Source organism: Phreatobacter sp. (assembly GCF_030691135.1).
Lineage (GTDB): Bacteria > Pseudomonadota > Alphaproteobacteria > Rhizobiales > Phreatobacteraceae > Phreatobacter.
The window spans coordinates 36,871-51,037 of the sequence record NZ_JAUYFA010000084.1 but is presented as its reverse complement, the minus strand read 5'-3'; the positions used below and the strand labels follow the sequence as shown (position 1 = coordinate 51,037).

14 protein-coding genes are annotated in these 14,167 nt (G+C 68.0%); 10 read left to right on the top strand and 4 right to left on the bottom strand.

The window, feature by feature from the left end; translation table 11 throughout:
- The 3 genes from Q8O26_RS15230 to Q8O26_RS15220 all read right to left on the bottom strand — a co-directional run.
- On the bottom strand, window positions 1–244 hold a 244-nt coding region (locus tag Q8O26_RS15230), incomplete at its 3' end, for an SDR family NAD(P)-dependent oxidoreductase (RefSeq protein WP_305577049.1).
- Window positions 245–285: 41 nt separating this feature from the next.
- Window positions 286–1,080, bottom strand: coding sequence for an IclR family transcriptional regulator (locus Q8O26_RS15225; protein ID WP_305577048.1), 795 nt, complete (start codon window positions 1,078–1,080; stop codon window positions 286–288).
- A 229-nt stretch (window positions 1,081–1,309) separates the two neighbouring features.
- Window positions 1,310–2,221, bottom strand: a complete 912-nt coding sequence (locus Q8O26_RS15220) for a LysR family transcriptional regulator (RefSeq protein WP_305577046.1) — start codon at window positions 2,219–2,221, stop codon at window positions 1,310–1,312.
- Window positions 2,222–2,319: 98 nt separating this feature from the next.
- Between Q8O26_RS15220 and Q8O26_RS15215 the strand changes: the two genes are divergently transcribed.
- From Q8O26_RS15215 to Q8O26_RS15190, 6 genes are all read left to right on the top strand, one after another.
- Window positions 2,320–2,988, top strand: coding sequence for an RraA family protein (locus Q8O26_RS15215; protein WP_305577044.1), 669 nt, complete (start codon window positions 2,320–2,322; stop codon window positions 2,986–2,988).
- Window positions 2,985–4,076 (top strand): Ldh family oxidoreductase, encoded by a 1,092-nt coding sequence (locus Q8O26_RS15210; protein WP_305577042.1) that lies wholly within the window; start codon window positions 2,985–2,987, stop codon window positions 4,074–4,076. The genes Q8O26_RS15215 and Q8O26_RS15210 overlap by 4 nt, the downstream gene beginning before the upstream one ends.
- 51 nt (window positions 4,077–4,127) lie before the next feature.
- Window positions 4,128–5,081: a tripartite tricarboxylate transporter substrate binding protein gene (locus tag Q8O26_RS15205; protein WP_305577040.1), complete on the top strand. Its 954-nt coding sequence runs from the start codon at window positions 4,128–4,130 to the stop codon at window positions 5,079–5,081.
- A 3-nt stretch (window positions 5,082–5,084) separates the two neighbouring features.
- A complete protein-coding gene (locus Q8O26_RS15200) occupies window positions 5,085–6,002 on the top strand; it encodes an NAD(P)-dependent oxidoreductase (protein WP_305577039.1) in 918 nt (305 codons plus the stop codon).
- A 384-nt stretch (window positions 6,003–6,386) separates the two neighbouring features.
- Window positions 6,387–7,739 (top strand): cytochrome ubiquinol oxidase subunit I, encoded by a 1,353-nt coding sequence (locus Q8O26_RS15195; protein ID WP_305577037.1) that lies wholly within the window; start codon window positions 6,387–6,389, stop codon window positions 7,737–7,739.
- A gap of 6 nt (window positions 7,740–7,745) precedes the next feature.
- Window positions 7,746–8,750 carry a cytochrome d ubiquinol oxidase subunit II gene (locus tag Q8O26_RS15190; RefSeq protein ID WP_305577035.1) on the top strand — a complete coding sequence of 335 codons (1,005 nt, stop codon included), beginning with the start codon at window positions 7,746–7,748 and terminating at the stop codon, window positions 8,748–8,750.
- Between the two features lie 51 nt (window positions 8,751–8,801).
- On the opposite strand, the gene Q8O26_RS15185 is transcribed toward Q8O26_RS15190, so the two are convergent.
- Complete coding sequence (locus Q8O26_RS15185) at window positions 8,802–9,626, bottom strand: phosphodiesterase (protein WP_305577033.1); 825 nt, start codon at window positions 9,624–9,626, stop codon at window positions 8,802–8,804.
- 186 nt (window positions 9,627–9,812) lie between these two features.
- Here Q8O26_RS15185 and Q8O26_RS15180 point away from each other — a divergent pair, with 186 nt between their 5' ends.
- From Q8O26_RS15180 to Q8O26_RS15165, 4 genes are read left to right on the top strand one after another with little or no spacing between them, the layout of a single operon-like run.
- Window positions 9,813–10,997, top strand: coding sequence for an ABC transporter ATP-binding protein (locus Q8O26_RS15180; RefSeq protein ID WP_305577031.1), 1,185 nt, complete (start codon window positions 9,813–9,815; stop codon window positions 10,995–10,997).
- On the top strand, window positions 10,990–11,922 hold the full coding sequence (locus Q8O26_RS15175) for a carbohydrate ABC transporter permease (RefSeq protein ID WP_305577029.1): 933 nt from the start codon (window positions 10,990–10,992) through the stop codon (window positions 11,920–11,922). The genes Q8O26_RS15180 and Q8O26_RS15175 overlap by 8 nt, the downstream gene beginning before the upstream one ends.
- A gap of 7 nt (window positions 11,923–11,929) precedes the next feature.
- Entirely contained in the window at window positions 11,930–12,781 is an 852-nt protein-coding gene (locus Q8O26_RS15170) for a carbohydrate ABC transporter permease (RefSeq protein ID WP_305577027.1), read from the top strand.
- A 37-nt stretch (window positions 12,782–12,818) separates the two neighbouring features.
- On the top strand, window positions 12,819–14,093 hold the full coding sequence (locus tag Q8O26_RS15165) for an ABC transporter substrate-binding protein (protein ID WP_305577025.1): 1,275 nt from the start codon (window positions 12,819–12,821) through the stop codon (window positions 14,091–14,093).
- The last annotated feature ends 74 nt before the right edge of the window (window positions 14,094–14,167 follow it).

The following is a 14,167-nucleotide window of genomic DNA, read 5'->3' as shown; positions in this document are numbered from 1 at the left end:
TCCGCTGATCGCGAAATGGATCGTGGGCGTGGTGCAGAAGCGCAAGGTGTATGCGCGCTGGGCCGGTGTGAAGCCCGCGCGCTTCGACCGCAACCTGATCGTGATCGGCGCTGGCGCGGGCGGCCTGCGCGGCACTGTCGGTCGCGACGACATGGGCGCCCGCGCGGGCCAAGCCCAGACACAGGGCCCGGCCGATCCCGCCGCCGGCGCCCGTGATCAGGGCTACACGGTTCTCGAGCAGCATCTCATCCTCCCAAGGATCAGGTTCGGCCCGATTGTCGGGCTCTATATTCCAGAATATCCCAGATTCGCCGATAGTCTGGCGACAAAGGCCAGCAAAGCCTCGGCCCGCTGGCCACCACAGCGGGTGTCCATCATGCCGGCAGCGCCGATCATCGTCACGACGCATTGGACCTGGCCAGTATAGTCACGGACCGCCGCGGCGAGGGCGTTGACGCCGGGGACCGGCTGCCCCTCGATCGGTGCATAGCCGTGATGGCGCACGAATTCCGTATGCCGGCGCAGGTCCGTCAGCGAGGAGGGGGCCCCGATGCGCTGGGTACCCTTGTCCGCCATCTCGACTGAGACCTGCTGCGCAATGAGGTCTTCGGGAAGGAAGGCGGCGAACACCCGTCCCGTCGCCGTCCCGGTGATGGAAAAGACGGTGCCCGCCCTGACATTGACGTGCAGTTGGCTCGGACCTTCCTGGACCTGAATGATGGTCGGTCCATAGGTTCCCCAAACCGACAGCGACACCATCGTCCCCTGCACCGCCGACAGGGTGACGATCTCTTCGCTCGTCATCCGCAGGGGATCGTGCGTGCGCAGGCGGACGAGGCCGAGATTCAGCGCGAATGGACCCAGCCGGTAATGTCCCGAATGAGTGTCCTGTTCGACGAGCCCGACGCTCCTGTAGGAGACGAGATAGGCATGGGCCTGGGCCGGGGTGAGGTCAGCCTGCTCGGCCAGTTCTCGCAGCATGGCGGGCCGACCGATAGCGACAAAGGCGTTCAGCAGCCGGCTTCCTGTCTGGATTGCCCCGATGCCGCGCTGCTTCCCCGTCATGGTCTCGACGCTCACGGGACCCCCCACCAGCCCGTCCCCTGCCCGCTCACCTGGAGGACGCTGTGCTCACAGCGCTGCACTTCTGACATGAGTCAGCGGCGAGGGCTATCTGCCGCCCAGCCGATATCCAAAAGCGACGGGCCTGCGAAAGGCCGTCATTGTCGCCCGTCCTTCGAAGACCGCACGCGCGTCAGGGAGATTTCTGCAGTATCGCGCCGACCCTTCGCCCGGCCGCATGCCCCGGTCAATCCGGTTCCCCCGCCTCTTGCGTCGATATGCCGTGAAGCCGCGCGCCGGCCCTGGCGAAGGCGAGCGCCGCAGGCGACGTCTCGCCCCGCCGCGTCCCGATACAGACCTCCACCGGATCCGGTCCGTCGCTGACGACAAGGAAGCGCACCCCCCTGACGCCGAGGCGTGCCGCGACCTCCGGCACCAGCGCGACGCCGAGGCCCGCCGAAACGAGGCCGACGACGGTGTGGATCTGCGTCGCCTCCTGGACGATGGCCGGCGTCACTCCGGCGCGGTCGAGGGCACCGGTAATGCGCGCATGGAAAAGCGGGCTCGTCAGGGACGGAAAGCCGATCATCGGCGTGGTGGCGAGATCGCGGAGGGAGACCGTGGCCTTGGCGGAGAACGCCATGTCCGCCGGCACGGCGAGCAGAAAATGCTCGTGGCGGATCGTCTCGAAGCAGATGCCCTCGACGCCGGCGACGGGCCGGAGAATGCCGACGTCGATGTCGCCCGCGGCGAGCGCGGCCGCCTGCTCGACCATGGTCATCTCCGACAGGTCGAGCCCGACCTGCGGATGATCTCGGCTGAACAGGCGGAGAAGTTCCGGCAGGGTGCCGTAGGTCGAGGAATGGATGAAGCCGATGCGCAGCCGGCCCGACTTGCCCTCGGCGATCGCCCGGGTCTCGTCGCCGGCGCGCCTGAGATCCTCGATAATGCGCCGGGCGCGTGCGAGGAGGGCGGTTCCGGCGCGGGTCAGCGCGACGCGGCGCTGGGTCCGGTCGAACAGGACAGCGCCGAGGTCCTTTTCGAGATCGCGGATGCGGCGGCTCAGGTGCGGCTGGGCAATGCCGAGCCTCCCGGCTGCGCGGCCGAAATGCAGGTCCTCGGCGAGGACGACGAAACTGCGGAGCCCGACAATATCCATATTGATACGGATAGCGCATCAATCGTTGTCTATCAATTTATTGGACGTCTTTTGAGTGATCTCCATACTCCCGGCGAAAAGACGGTCCGGGAGAACAGATGAGCATCGGATTTCGGGTGAGGCCGCGGGTGGCGGCCAGCAAAGACCTCGTCGACGGCCTTGCGGGGGTGCCGACGTCCATCGCCTCCGACAACATGGCGCGGCTCTTCGCCGGTGGTTGCGGCCTCAGGCCTTATCACCGGGGCGGGGCGCTGCTCGGGACGGCCTTCACCGTCCGCACCCGCCCGGGTGACAATCTCATGGTCCACAAGGCGATCGACATGGCGGAGCCGGGCGATGTCGTCGTGGTCGATGCCGGCGGCGACCTCACCAATGCGATCATCGGCGAGATCATGCTGTCGATTGCCGCCCGCCGCGGCCTCGCCGGCTTCGTCATCGACGGTGCGGTGCGCGACACGGACCATATCGGCGCCTCGCCGCTGCCGGTCTATGCGCGGGGCGTCACCCACCGCGGTCCCTATAAGGACGGTCCGGGCGAGCTCAACTGTCCGGTCAGCATCGGCGGCATGCCGGTCATGCCCGGCGACGTCATCATCGGCGATGCCGACGGCGTCCTCGCCATTCCCCAGGCGGCAGCGGCCGAAGTCGCCCGGTTCAGCCGCGAGCAGATGGCGCGCGAGCAGGCGATCCTCGCCTCGATCGCCGACGGCAGCATCGACCGGTCCTGGGTCGATGCGACCCTGAAGGCGCGGGGCTGCGCGCTGTGACCCAGTTCGCTCCGGAGGCCCTCACCGACTTCTGCACCGCGGCGCTCGTCGCCGGCGGGGTGAGGCAGCCGGTGGCCGTTTCGGTGGCCACCTCGCTCGTCTATGCCGATGTGCGCGGCGTCGAGTCCCACGGCGTGCTGCGCCTGCCCATCTACATCCGCCGTGTCAGGGAAGGCATGGTGGACGTGGCCCGGGAGCCCGCCGTCGTGCAGGACCGCGGCGCGACGGCGCTGGTCGACGGCGGCAACAATTTCGGCGCCTATGTCGGCCAGAAGGCCCTTGACCTCGCCATCGAGAGGGCGCGGCGTCACGGCGTGGCGACGGTCGGTGTGCGCCGCTCCAACCATTTCGGCACGGCGGCGTATTTCGCCGAACAGGCGGCCGCGGCGGGCCTCATCGCCATCATCGTTTCGAACGCCTCGCAGACCATGCCGCCCACCGGCGGGGTCCGGCCTTTCCTCGGCACCAATCCGCTGGCGATTGCTGCCCCCACCGGCGGGCCGACGCCGTTTCTCCTCGACATGGCGACGAGCCAGGTGGCCCGCGGCAAGATCATCGCGGCGGCGCGACGCGGCGAGGCGATTCCCGAGGGCTGGGCGATCGATGCCGCCGGACAGCCGACGCGCGATGCGGAGGCAGGGCTCGCCGGGGCCGTCCTGCCGCTCGGCGGCGCCAAGGGCTATGGCCTGTCCATGGCGATCGACATCCTCGCCGGCGTTCTCACCGGTGCCGGCTACGGCCCGCATGTGCGCAACATGTACGAGGACTGGCAGAACCCGCAGGATGTCGGCCATAGCTTCATCCTCATCGACATCACCGCCTTCATGCCGCTTTCCACGTTCCTCGCCCGCATGCAGGATTATGTGGCGCTGCTGAAGGCCGAGCCGCGGGCGCCAGGCATTCCGGAGATCCTGTTCGCTGGAGAATACGAGCATCGCCTCGCACAGGGTCGCCGGCAGAACGGCATCTTCCTCGTTCCCGCGCTGGTGCGGGAATTGTCGGAACTGGCGGCGGATCTCGCCGTCGTGATGCCGCAACCGATCGACCCCGTCGATCTCACGAGCATGCAGGCCGCCGCCGGCGCCTGACCGCTCCATCATCAAGTCGCCGCAGCGCGACGTCGCAAAGGGAGGATTTACATGTTGCACCGCCGTCACATTCTGAGCCTTGCCGGTTCCGCCCTCGCCCTTCCGGTCCTGTCCGCACGGGCACAGTCCGGCTGGACGCCAAGCCGCCCGATCACGCTGTTCGTCGGCTTCCAGCCCGGCGGCGGCACCGACGTCACCGCCCGCGCCGTCGTCCAGGCCGCCGAAGGCATCTCGCCGGTGCCGATCGTGGTGGTGAACCGGCCCGGTGCGGCCGGTGCCATCGCCGCCGAGTTCATCGCCCGCGGCGAGGCCGACGGCTATGCGATGCTTGTCGGCGGCGGCAGCGAGAGCACGACCCTGCCGCATTACAACCGCCTCAACTACAAACTGGAGGACTTCCGCGGCATCGCCCGGGTCAACCGCGAGCACATGGTGCTGGTCACCTTTAGGCAGGGTGGCATCAATTCGGTGGCGGAGCTGGTGAAGCGTGCCAAGGCCGAGCCTGGCAAGCTGACCTACGGGTCCTCCGGCCAGGGCGGCATCCTGCACGCCGCGTTCCAGGCGCTGGAGAAGACGGCCGGCATCCAGATGACGCACGTCGCCTATCGCGGCGGCGCCCATGCGCTGCAGGATCTGCTCGGCGGTCGTCTCGACATGACGCTGCTGACGCCGGCCGAGGCCAAGAACCAGGCCGATGCCGGCCATGTCTTCATCCTCGCCACCACGTCCAACCGCAGCGGTGTTCTACCCGATACGCCCTCGCTCACCGAAGCGGGCGTGCCGGTGAACATCGAGAACATGAAGGGGTTGATGGTCTCGGCGCGCACGCCGGCGCCGATCATCGCCTATCACGACGCCTTGTTTGCGCGGATTCTGCAGAGCGAGCGCATGAAGGAGATCGCCCAGCGGACCAATCTCGATCTCGCCTATCTCGACGGCGCCGGCTTCATGAAGGCGATGGACGACACGTCCCGGGCGGTGCTCGCCGCCAAGGGCGATTCCTGAGTCATGACGGGGTCGGCAGGGAGCGTCGCCTTCATCGGCATCGGCGTCATGGGCGCGGGCATGGCCGCCAACCTGGCGCAAAAGGGGTTCGCGACGACTGTTTTCAACCGCAGCGCCGCCAAGGCGGCCCCCCTGGCCGCGGCCGGTGCCCGGGTGGCGGCTTCGGCACGGGAGGCGGTCGGCGGTGCGGAAGTCGTGTTCCTCTGCCTGCCGGCGACCAGCAACGTCGAGGCGCTGCTGTTTGGCCCCGAGGGCATCGCCGACATCCTCGCTGCCGGGACGGTGGTGGTCGACACCAGCACCATCGACCCGGTCGCGACCCGCGCATTCGCCGAAAGCCTCGCCGCCCGCGGCGTCGCGATGCTCGACGCGCCGGTCTCCGGTGGCCAGAAGGGCGCCGTGGACGGCACCCTGACCTGCATGGTCGGCGGCCCGGCGGAGGCCCTCGAAACGGCCCGGCCCTTCCTTGCAGCGATGGCGACCACGATCGTCCATATCGGCGCGAGCGGTGCCGGTCAGGTCGCCAAGGCCTGCAACCAGATCTGCGTCTCCGCCAATCTGGTCGGCGCCAGCGAGGCCATGGCGCTGGCGATGAAGATGGGCGTCGACCCCTCGCGCGTGCGCGAGGCGCTGCTCGGCGGCGCGGCCCGCAGCGTGGTGCTCGAGCGCCACGTCCAGAAACTGCTCGATCGCGACTTCCGGCCCGGCTTCCGCACCGCCCTGATCACCAAGGACCTGACCATCGCGGCGAAAGCCCTCAACGATGCCCAGGTCTTCGCGCCGGTCTCCGCCGCCATCCTGCAGATCCTGAAGGGCCTCGCCGCGTCCGGCCGTCAGGACGACGACTGGTGCTCCGTCGGCGATCTGATCCAGCAACTCTCGGCGATCGAGCCGGCGGACCGCGACACCGCCTCCCGCTGAGAACCGGGACCGACCGGAGGCCGCGCGCATGAGGGCGGTGCGGCGTTCCATGCGACACCATCGGGCCCGCGGGGTCTTCGACCGGCATCTTGATCTTCGCGCGGCTTTCGCTATTTTCAGGTATATCTGAAAATCAAGAAATCCCGGTATCCCCCGATGCTCCGGTCACCCTTTCGCTTTTCCGCCGGCGCGTCCATCGCGCCGCCATCCGGTCCATCCCGTCGATGCGCCGTCGCGCCGTCATCAGGCCGCCACGGACGGGGCTTGCTATTCCGCAGGGACCACCGCGCCCGCCGGATCGCGACCGGCAAGCGCGTTCTCAACATCGCCCGTCGTCACGCTGCTCTGCCGGGGCGGCCGGTTCAGGCTCAGGAGGTCTGACCCATGGACCCGATCCTTCTCGCGCGCATCCAGTTCGGCGCCAACATCTCGTTCCACATCCTCTTCCCGACGATCACCATCGCGCTGGGCTGGGCCCTGGTCTTCTTCAAGCTGCGCTACCGCGCGACGCAAGACCTCAAGTGGATGGACGTCTACCATTTCTGGGTGAAGATCTTCGCGCTGAGCTTCGCCCTCGGCGTCGTCTCGGGCATCACCATGAGCTTCCAGTTCGGCACGAACTGGCCCGGCTTCATGGAGCGCGTCGGCAATGTCGCCGGTCCGCTCCTCGCCTATGAGGTGCTGACCGCCTTCTTCCTCGAGGCCGTCTTCCTCGGCATCATGCTGTTCGGCTTCCGCAAGGTGCCGGGATGGGTCCACACCCTCGCGACCGTGCTGGTCGCGGGTGCCACGACCCTGTCGGCGTTCTGGATCATCGTGCTGAACTCGTGGATGCACACGCCGGCCGGATTCGAAATCCGCAACGGGGTGGTGCATGCCACCAACTGGATGGAGATCATCTTCAATCCGTCCATGCCCTATCGCCTGACCCACATGCTGCTCGCCTCTGGGCTGACGACGGCCTTCCTGATCGCCGGACTGTCGGCCTATCGCTGGCTGCGCGACGATCGTTCGCCTGCGGTCCTCGCGGCATTGCGCTTTGGTGTGGGCTGCGCCGCGATCCTCATTCCGCTGCAGATCTTCGTCGGTGACATGCACGGGCTCAACACGCTGGAGCATCAACCGCAGAAGGTCGCCGCCATGGAGGGCAACTGGGAGACTGGTCCGGCGAAGCCGCTCATCCTTTTCGCCTTGCCTGACGAGGCGACGCGCTCGAACCGGTTCGAGATCGGCATTCCCTATGGGGCGAGCCTCGTCCTGAAGCACGACCCGCAGGGCGTCGTTCCAGGGCTCAACGACTTCGAGGGGCGGCATCCGCCGGTGGCTCCGGTCTTCTTCGCCTTCCGCATCATGATCGGTGTCGGCCTGCTCATGCTGGCGGTGTCCTGGGTCGCCGCATGGTGGCTCTGGCGCCGCGGCGATCCCCATCCCTGGCTCGCCCGGGCGCTGGTCGGCATGACCTTTTCAGGCTGGCTCGCCACACTCGCCGGCTGGTACGTCACCGAAATCGGCCGCCAGCCCTGGCTGGTGACCGGGGTGCTGCGGACATCGGAGGCTGTGTCGGCGGTGCCCGCGGCGATGATCGCCGCCACGCTCGCCGCCTACCTCGTCGTCTACGTCCTGCTGCTGGCGGCCTATGTGGCGACGCTGTTCCTGCTGGCGCGCAAGGGTGCAAAGCCGCAGTCGATCGAGACCGGCCCGACCACGCATCCCAACGCCTTCGTAGCGGCGGAGTGACCGGCCATGTTCGATGATCCCGCCGTATGGCTGCCCGTCGCTTTCGCCGCCCTCATGGGCCTGTCGATCCTGATCTATGTGATCCTCGACGGCTACGACCTCGGCGTCGGCATCCTGTTCCCGATCGCCCGTGCCGAGGAGCGTGATCGCATGGTGGCCTCGATCGGGCCGTTCTGGGATGCGAACGAGACCTGGCTGGTGCTTGCCGTCGGCCTTCTCCTCGTCGCATTCCCGGTCGCCCACGGGGCGATCCTCTCGGCGCTCTACCTGCCGGTGACGGTGATGCTCATCGCGCTCATCATGCGCGGCGTGGCCTTCGAGTTCCGCGCCAAGGCCGAGGCCGGCTGGAAGCCGACCTGGGACCGCGTCTTCTTCGCCGGTTCGCTGCTGACCGCGCTGTCGCAGGGCTACATGCTCGGGCTCTATGTGATGGGGCTGGACCGCAGCCTGGCGACCGTCGGCTTCGGGCTGGTCACCGCGGTCTGCGTGGCGGCCGGCTACACGCTGATGGGTGCGACGTGGCTGATCATCAAGACCGACGGCGACCTGCAGCGGCGGGCGGTGAGGCGGGCCCGCGTCGCGTTGGTCCTCACGATGATTGGCTTCGCGGTGATCTCGGTGGTGACCCCGCTCGTCTCGGCGCGGATCTTCGACCGCTGGTTCTCGCTGCCCGAGTTTCTGTTCCTGTCGCCCCTGCCGCTAATGGCCCTGGTGCTTGCCACGGTGGTATGGGTCGTGCTGGCCAACCAGCCGCATGCGCGGGACCGTTTTGCCTGGGTGCCCTTTGCCGGCTCGGCGGGCATCTTCACGCTGGCCTTCTTCGGTCTCGCCTATTCGTTCTATCCCTTCATCGTGCCCGACCGGCTGACCATCTATGCCGCGGCGTCGGCCCCCGAGAGCCTGATCATCATCCTCGTTGGCGCCCTCGTGGTGGTGCCCGTCATCGTCGCTTATTCGGCCTTCAGCTACTGGGTGTTCCGTGGCAAGGCGACCGACCTGCGCTACGACTGATGCGCCGTGGCGGTCCGGGCCTCGCCAGCCCGGACCGCGCCGCCAGCCGCTTCACGCGCCGGGATAGTCGGCATCGCGCAGGAAGGGGTAGGGGCCCGGCGCCTTCTCAACATAGGCGGTGTGGCTGACGAGGCCGGCAGCCTCCGTCCACAGATGCAGGTGGAAGGCGGCCGGCTCGAAGTTGAACTGCCCCGACGGCTTGTCGTTGAGATCCAGCACCACCTGATGGGCGACGCTCGGCGCCACCATGGCGAGGGTGCCGGCGAAGAGCGCCTGGATCGGCCGGTGATGGTGACCGGAGAGGACTCGCACGACCTGGGGGTGACGGCGAATGATCGCCTCGAGTTCCGCCTTGCCCTCGAGCAGGTTGATGCGGTCCATGTGATGGATGCCGCAGACGAAGGCCGGGTGGTGCAAGGCGACGATGGTCGGCTTGGCGGTGTCTTCCGACAGGCGGGCCTCCAGCCAGGCGAGCCTGTCGGCACAGAGGCGCCCGGCGCCGGAACCGGGAACGACGGTGTCGAGGCCAATCATGCGGACGGGACCGAGGTCGGTCGCCCACTGGGCGAAATGGGGATCGTCGGACAGGCCCGGATAGTCGCCGAGGATGCTCTTCAGGTTCTCGCGGCGGTCATGGTTGCCGGGGATGAGCCAGACCGGCATCGGCAGACGGGAGAGCATCCGCTTCAGGTTCTCGTATTCTGCCGGCAGGCCGTTGTCGGTGAGGTCGCCGGTGATGAGCACGCAATCCGGTCGCGGGTCGAGCGCCAGGACCGCATCGACGGCACGCTCGGTCAGCATGTTGGTCTCGGCCGTCCGGTAGGCGGCAAGACCGTGCGGGCGGATGTGGAGATCGGTCAGATGGGCGATGAGCATGAGGGCCTTCCCTAGGGTGCGGTTCGCCGGCTGACTAGGCATCCAGCATGACAGCGCGACGACAGGTGCGCCGGCTGAGCTGCCGTCATCCAGCCGTTGTCCGTGCGTCGGCTTAACGTCATTCGTGCGTTGCCGTGCTGTCGTGAAAGCCGCGTACCCCCACCCCATCCTGGGAGTTGGGAATTCATGGCCGGAATCGTCCTCGACCGGATAGAGAAGTCTTTTGGCGAGACGCGCGTCCTGAAGGGCGTGTCGCTGTCCTTCGATGCCGGATCCTTCATTTCGCTGGTCGGTCCTTCCGGCTGCGGCAAGACCACCCTCCTGCGCATCATCGCGGGTCTCGAACAGGCGGACCGCGGTGCGGTGTCGATCGGCGGGCGCGATGTCACCCGGATCCGCGCCGCCGACCGCGACGTCGCCATGGTGTTCCAGAACTACGCGCTCTATCCGCACATGACGGTCGAGCAGAACATGGCCTTGCCACTGGTCATGCGCCGGCTCACGACCCTGGAGCGCGCGCCGTTCATCGGCCGCTTCGTCTCGGGCACCGGCGCCCGCCGCGCGGCGATCCTGGAGGAGGTCGCGCAGGCGGCCAAGCTCCTGTCCATCGGTCACCTGATGGAGCGCCGGCCCGGCCAGCTCTCGGGCGGCCAGCGCCAGCGGGTCGCGCTCGGCCGCGCCATCGTGCGCCACCCCAAGGCCTTCCTGATGGACGAGCCGCTGTCGAATCTCGACGCCGCCCTGCGCCACGACATGCGCCGCGAACTCGTCGACCTGCACAAGCGCATCGGCGTCACCACCGTCTACGTGACCCATGACCAGGCCGAGGCGATGACCATGTCCGACAAGGTCGCCGTCATGCTCGGCGGCAATGTCCTGCATTTCGGCTCGCCGCGCGAGGTCTACGAGCAGCCCGCGACGATCGACGTCGCCAGGTTCATCGGCTCGCCGCGGATCAACATCCTGGCCGGCGAGGCCGACGGCGAGGGCCGGGTGTCGGTCGCCGGCGTCCCGAGCGGCCTCGTCGCGCCGCGCCTGACCGGCAAGCTCTCCATCGGCGTCAGGCCGGAACATCTGACGCTGGCCGCCCAGGGCATCTCTGTGACGGTCGGCCATGTCGAGTTCCTCGGGTCGGAAGTGCTGGTCTATGCCCGCGAGACCCGCGAGGGGTCCGACCTCATCCTCCGCCTCTCCCCGGAGGCCTGGGAAACCGCGTCGTCGCGCCAGACGCTGACGGTCGCGCCGCTCGCCGGGCGCCTTCTCGCCTTCGATCCCGTCGGCAACCGCGTCGGTCTCATCGGCAGCGAGACGGCGGCGCGCATCGGCGCCGGCGGGATGCAGCCCCAGCCCACGGAGGCGGCGCATGTCTGACGTTGCGCTTCCCCGCGGTTATGCCGCGGCGGCTCCGGCGGGCGAGCGGATCCATCGCGGCGAGGCGCTGGCCGCCTGGCTGCTGACCGCCCCGGCCGTCCTCGCCTTCGTGCTGATGTTGCTGATCCCGACGGCTGCGGTCGTCGCCATCGCCTTCACCGATTATGAGCTGGGCGCGCCGGCGCTGCGCTTCGTCGGGCTCGCCAATTTCGCCGAGCTGATGGAAGACCGGGGCTTCGTCACCTCGTTCCGCAACACCGCCTTCTTCGTCGCCGTGACGACGCCTGTCTCGATCATCGGCGGGCTGATGCTGGCGCTGCTGATCGAGAGCGGCACGCGCGGGCGCACCTTCTTCCGCGCCGTGTTCTTCCTGCCGGTGGTCTCGCTGATGGTCGCGATGGCGACCGCCTTCCAGTACATGTTCCACCCGACAATCGGCCCGGTAAACGCGGCGCTCCGCGGCCTCGGCATCGTCGGCCCGAACTGGCTCGGCTCCTCCGACAGCGTCATGTGGACCCTCGCCATCATCGGCGTGTGGGAGCAGATCGGCTTCAACATGGTGCTGTTCCTGGCGGGTCTGACCGCCATCCCGCGCGACCTTTATGCGGCGGCGGAAGTGGACGGGGTGCGCTCGGCCTGGTCGCGCTTCTGGACGGTGACCTGGCCGCTGCTGGGCCCCACCAGCCTCTTCGTGCTGACCATCACGATGATCCGCTCGCTCCGGGTCTTCGACATCGTCGCGACCTTGACGCAGGGCGGGCCGAACAAGGCCTCCGAGGTGCTGCTCTACACCATGTACACCGAGGGCTTCACCTTCTTCCGCATGGGTTACTCGGCGGCGATCACCGTCGTCTTCCTCGGCGCCGTCGTGGTCCTCATGCTCCTCCAGACGCGCGTGCTCGACCGCCGCGTCCATTACGGGTGAGGTGCCGATGACCCCCTCCTCACCACACGACAAGAGCCTCATCGCCGACCTGCCGCGGCTGGTGCTGCTCTCGGTCCTCGGCCTGATCTTCCTGATGCCCTACATCTGGATGATCTCGGTCTCGCTGAAGCCGCTCGACGAGGTCTGGCGGGCCTCGATGTCGCTGATCCCGCAGACCTTCGCCTTCGAGAAGAACTATGGCCGGGTGCTGAGCGAAGTGCCGATCGGCCGCTACCTGCTGAACGGCGTCATCGTCTGTTTCGGCATCCTCGTCTTCCAGCTCGCCTTCGCGCTGCCCGCCGGCTATGCGCTGGCCAAGCTGAATTTCCGCGGCCGCGAGACGCTCTTCGCCTTCGTCATGCTGGGGCTGCTGATCCCCGCCCACGTCCCGGCGATCCCGCTCTACATCGCCTTCGCCCAGACCGGCATCCTCAACACCTATGCGGCGCTGATCGCGCCCTCGACCATCTCGGTCTTCGCCATCTTCATGTTCCGCCAGTTCTTCCGGGCCATGCCGGACGAGTTGATCCACGCCGCCCGCATGGACGGGCTCGGCGAATGGTCCATCGTCTGGCGCATCATCGTGCCCAATGCCTGGCCTGCCGCCACCGCCTTCGCGATCTTCTCGGTGGTGGCCCACTGGAACGACCTGTTCTGGCCGCTCATCGCCGTCTCCGGCAAGGGCGAACTGGCAACCCCGGCGCTCGGCGTCATCTACTTCCGCACAGAGGAAGCCGGCGACGATTTCGGCGCCCTGATGGCGGCTGCGACCATCACCACGATCCCGCTGGTGGCCGCCTTCCTCCTCGCCCAGCGGCGCTTCATCGAAGGCATCACCATGACCGGCCTCAAGGGATGAGGCCGGTTCCTTTCCCGCCCCACGAACGGAGATCGTCATGACGATCCGCCTGACCCGTCGCACGGTGCTCGCCGCCACGGCCGCCACCCTCGCGGCGCCGCGCCTCGCGCTGGCCAACCCGGTCGAGATTGACGTCCACTACTCGATGCCGGCCGTCTTCAAGGACGTGCAGGAGCAGCTCGCCGCCGGCTTCATGGCGGCCCAGTCCGACGTCAAGGTCAGCTACCGCCAGGCGACGGCGAGCTATGACGACGGCACCCAGCTGGTGCTGCGCGAGGCGGTCACCGGCCGCCAGCCCGACCTGACGTTCCAGGGCCTCAACCGCCTCAGGGTTATCGCCGAGCGGGGCCTGGCCGTCGACCTCGCCCCGTTGCTGAAGCGCGAGGGCGACAGTGCGAAGCTTGGCTACACGCCGGAGCTGCTCGGCATCGGGGCGGCGGGCGGCATCCAGGCGGGGCTCGCCTTCGCCACATCCAATCCGATCATCTTCATCAATGCCGACCTGTTCCGGCGCGCCGGCCTCGATCCCGACAGGAAGCTGACGACCTGGGACGAGATCATCGCCGCCTCCAAGACGATCTCAGCGCTCGGCGACGGTGTCCATGGCGCCTATTACCGCTGGCAGGGCGACTGGATCTATTCGGCGCTGCTCTTCGGCTTCGGTGGCCGCATGATGGATGAGGCCGAGCGCACCATCGGTTTCGCCGGACCCGAGGGGAAGGCGTCCCTGACCGTGCTCGACCGCCTGGTCAAGGAGGGCGGCATGCCGGCGCTCTCGGGAGAAGCGGGCGCCCAGGCCTTCGCCGCCGGCAAGGTCGGCATGTATTTCTGGTCGACCGCGTTCCTGCGCCAGGCGATGCGTTCGCTCGGCAGCAATTTCAATCTCGCTACCTGGGAATTCCCGCTGGGAGACCGTGCCCGCGGCCGCCTGCCGACCGGCGGTGCCGCCGGCATGGTGCTGTCCAAGGATCCCGCCAAGCAGCAGGCGGCGTACCGTTTCCTGCGCTACTGCACCTCGCCGGAGGGCTCGGCCATCATGGTCAAGGGCACGGGCTATGTGCCGGTCAACCAGCTGGCCGCCGACGATCCGCGCTATCTCGGCGAGTTCTACCGCGACAATCCGCTGTTCATGACCGGCGTCCGGCAGATGCCGATCATGGTGCCCTGGTACGCATTCCCCGGCGCCAATGGTGTGCGGATTTCCTCCACCATCACCGACAACGTCTCGCGCGTCGTCGAGCAGAAGGCGAGCGTCGATGTCGCGCTGGCCGACATGGCGCGCGACGTCACGCGCCTTCTGCCCCGCGCCTGATCCCGTTCATACCCCGCCGCGCCGGAAGGGGCCGGCCGACGGGGACCTTCAACCGACCAGCCCCGGAACCGAGG

What these genes read in the sequence shown, in the direction of transcription:
- Q8O26_RS15175 (WP_305577029.1), top strand. Translation starts at nt 10,990, where the DNA reads ATGTCTGACGTTGCGCTTCCCCGCGGTTATGCCGCGGCGGCTCCGGCG.
- Q8O26_RS15200 (WP_305577039.1), top strand. Translation starts at nt 5,085, where the DNA reads ATGACGGGGTCGGCAGGGAGCGTCGCCTTCATCGGCATCGGCGTCATG.
- Q8O26_RS15205 (WP_305577040.1), top strand. Translation starts at nt 4,128, where the DNA reads ATGTTGCACCGCCGTCACATTCTGAGCCTTGCCGGTTCCGCCCTCGCC.
- Q8O26_RS15220 (WP_305577046.1), bottom strand. Translation starts at nt 2,221, where the DNA reads ATGGATATTGTCGGGCTCCGCAGTTTCGTCGTCCTCGCCGAGGACCTG.
- Q8O26_RS15190 (WP_305577035.1), top strand. Translation starts at nt 7,746, where the DNA reads ATGTTCGATGATCCCGCCGTATGGCTGCCCGTCGCTTTCGCCGCCCTC.
- Q8O26_RS15195 (WP_305577037.1), top strand. Translation starts at nt 6,387, where the DNA reads ATGGACCCGATCCTTCTCGCGCGCATCCAGTTCGGCGCCAACATCTCG.
- Q8O26_RS15170 (WP_305577027.1), top strand. Translation starts at nt 11,930, where the DNA reads ATGACCCCCTCCTCACCACACGACAAGAGCCTCATCGCCGACCTGCCG.
- Q8O26_RS15185 (WP_305577033.1), bottom strand. Translation starts at nt 9,626, where the DNA reads ATGCTCATCGCCCATCTGACCGATCTCCACATCCGCCCGCACGGTCTT.
- Q8O26_RS15215 (WP_305577044.1), top strand. Translation starts at nt 2,320, where the DNA reads ATGAGCATCGGATTTCGGGTGAGGCCGCGGGTGGCGGCCAGCAAAGAC.
- Q8O26_RS15165 (WP_305577025.1), top strand. Translation starts at nt 12,819, where the DNA reads ATGACGATCCGCCTGACCCGTCGCACGGTGCTCGCCGCCACGGCCGCC.
- Q8O26_RS15180 (WP_305577031.1), top strand. Translation starts at nt 9,813, where the DNA reads ATGGCCGGAATCGTCCTCGACCGGATAGAGAAGTCTTTTGGCGAGACG.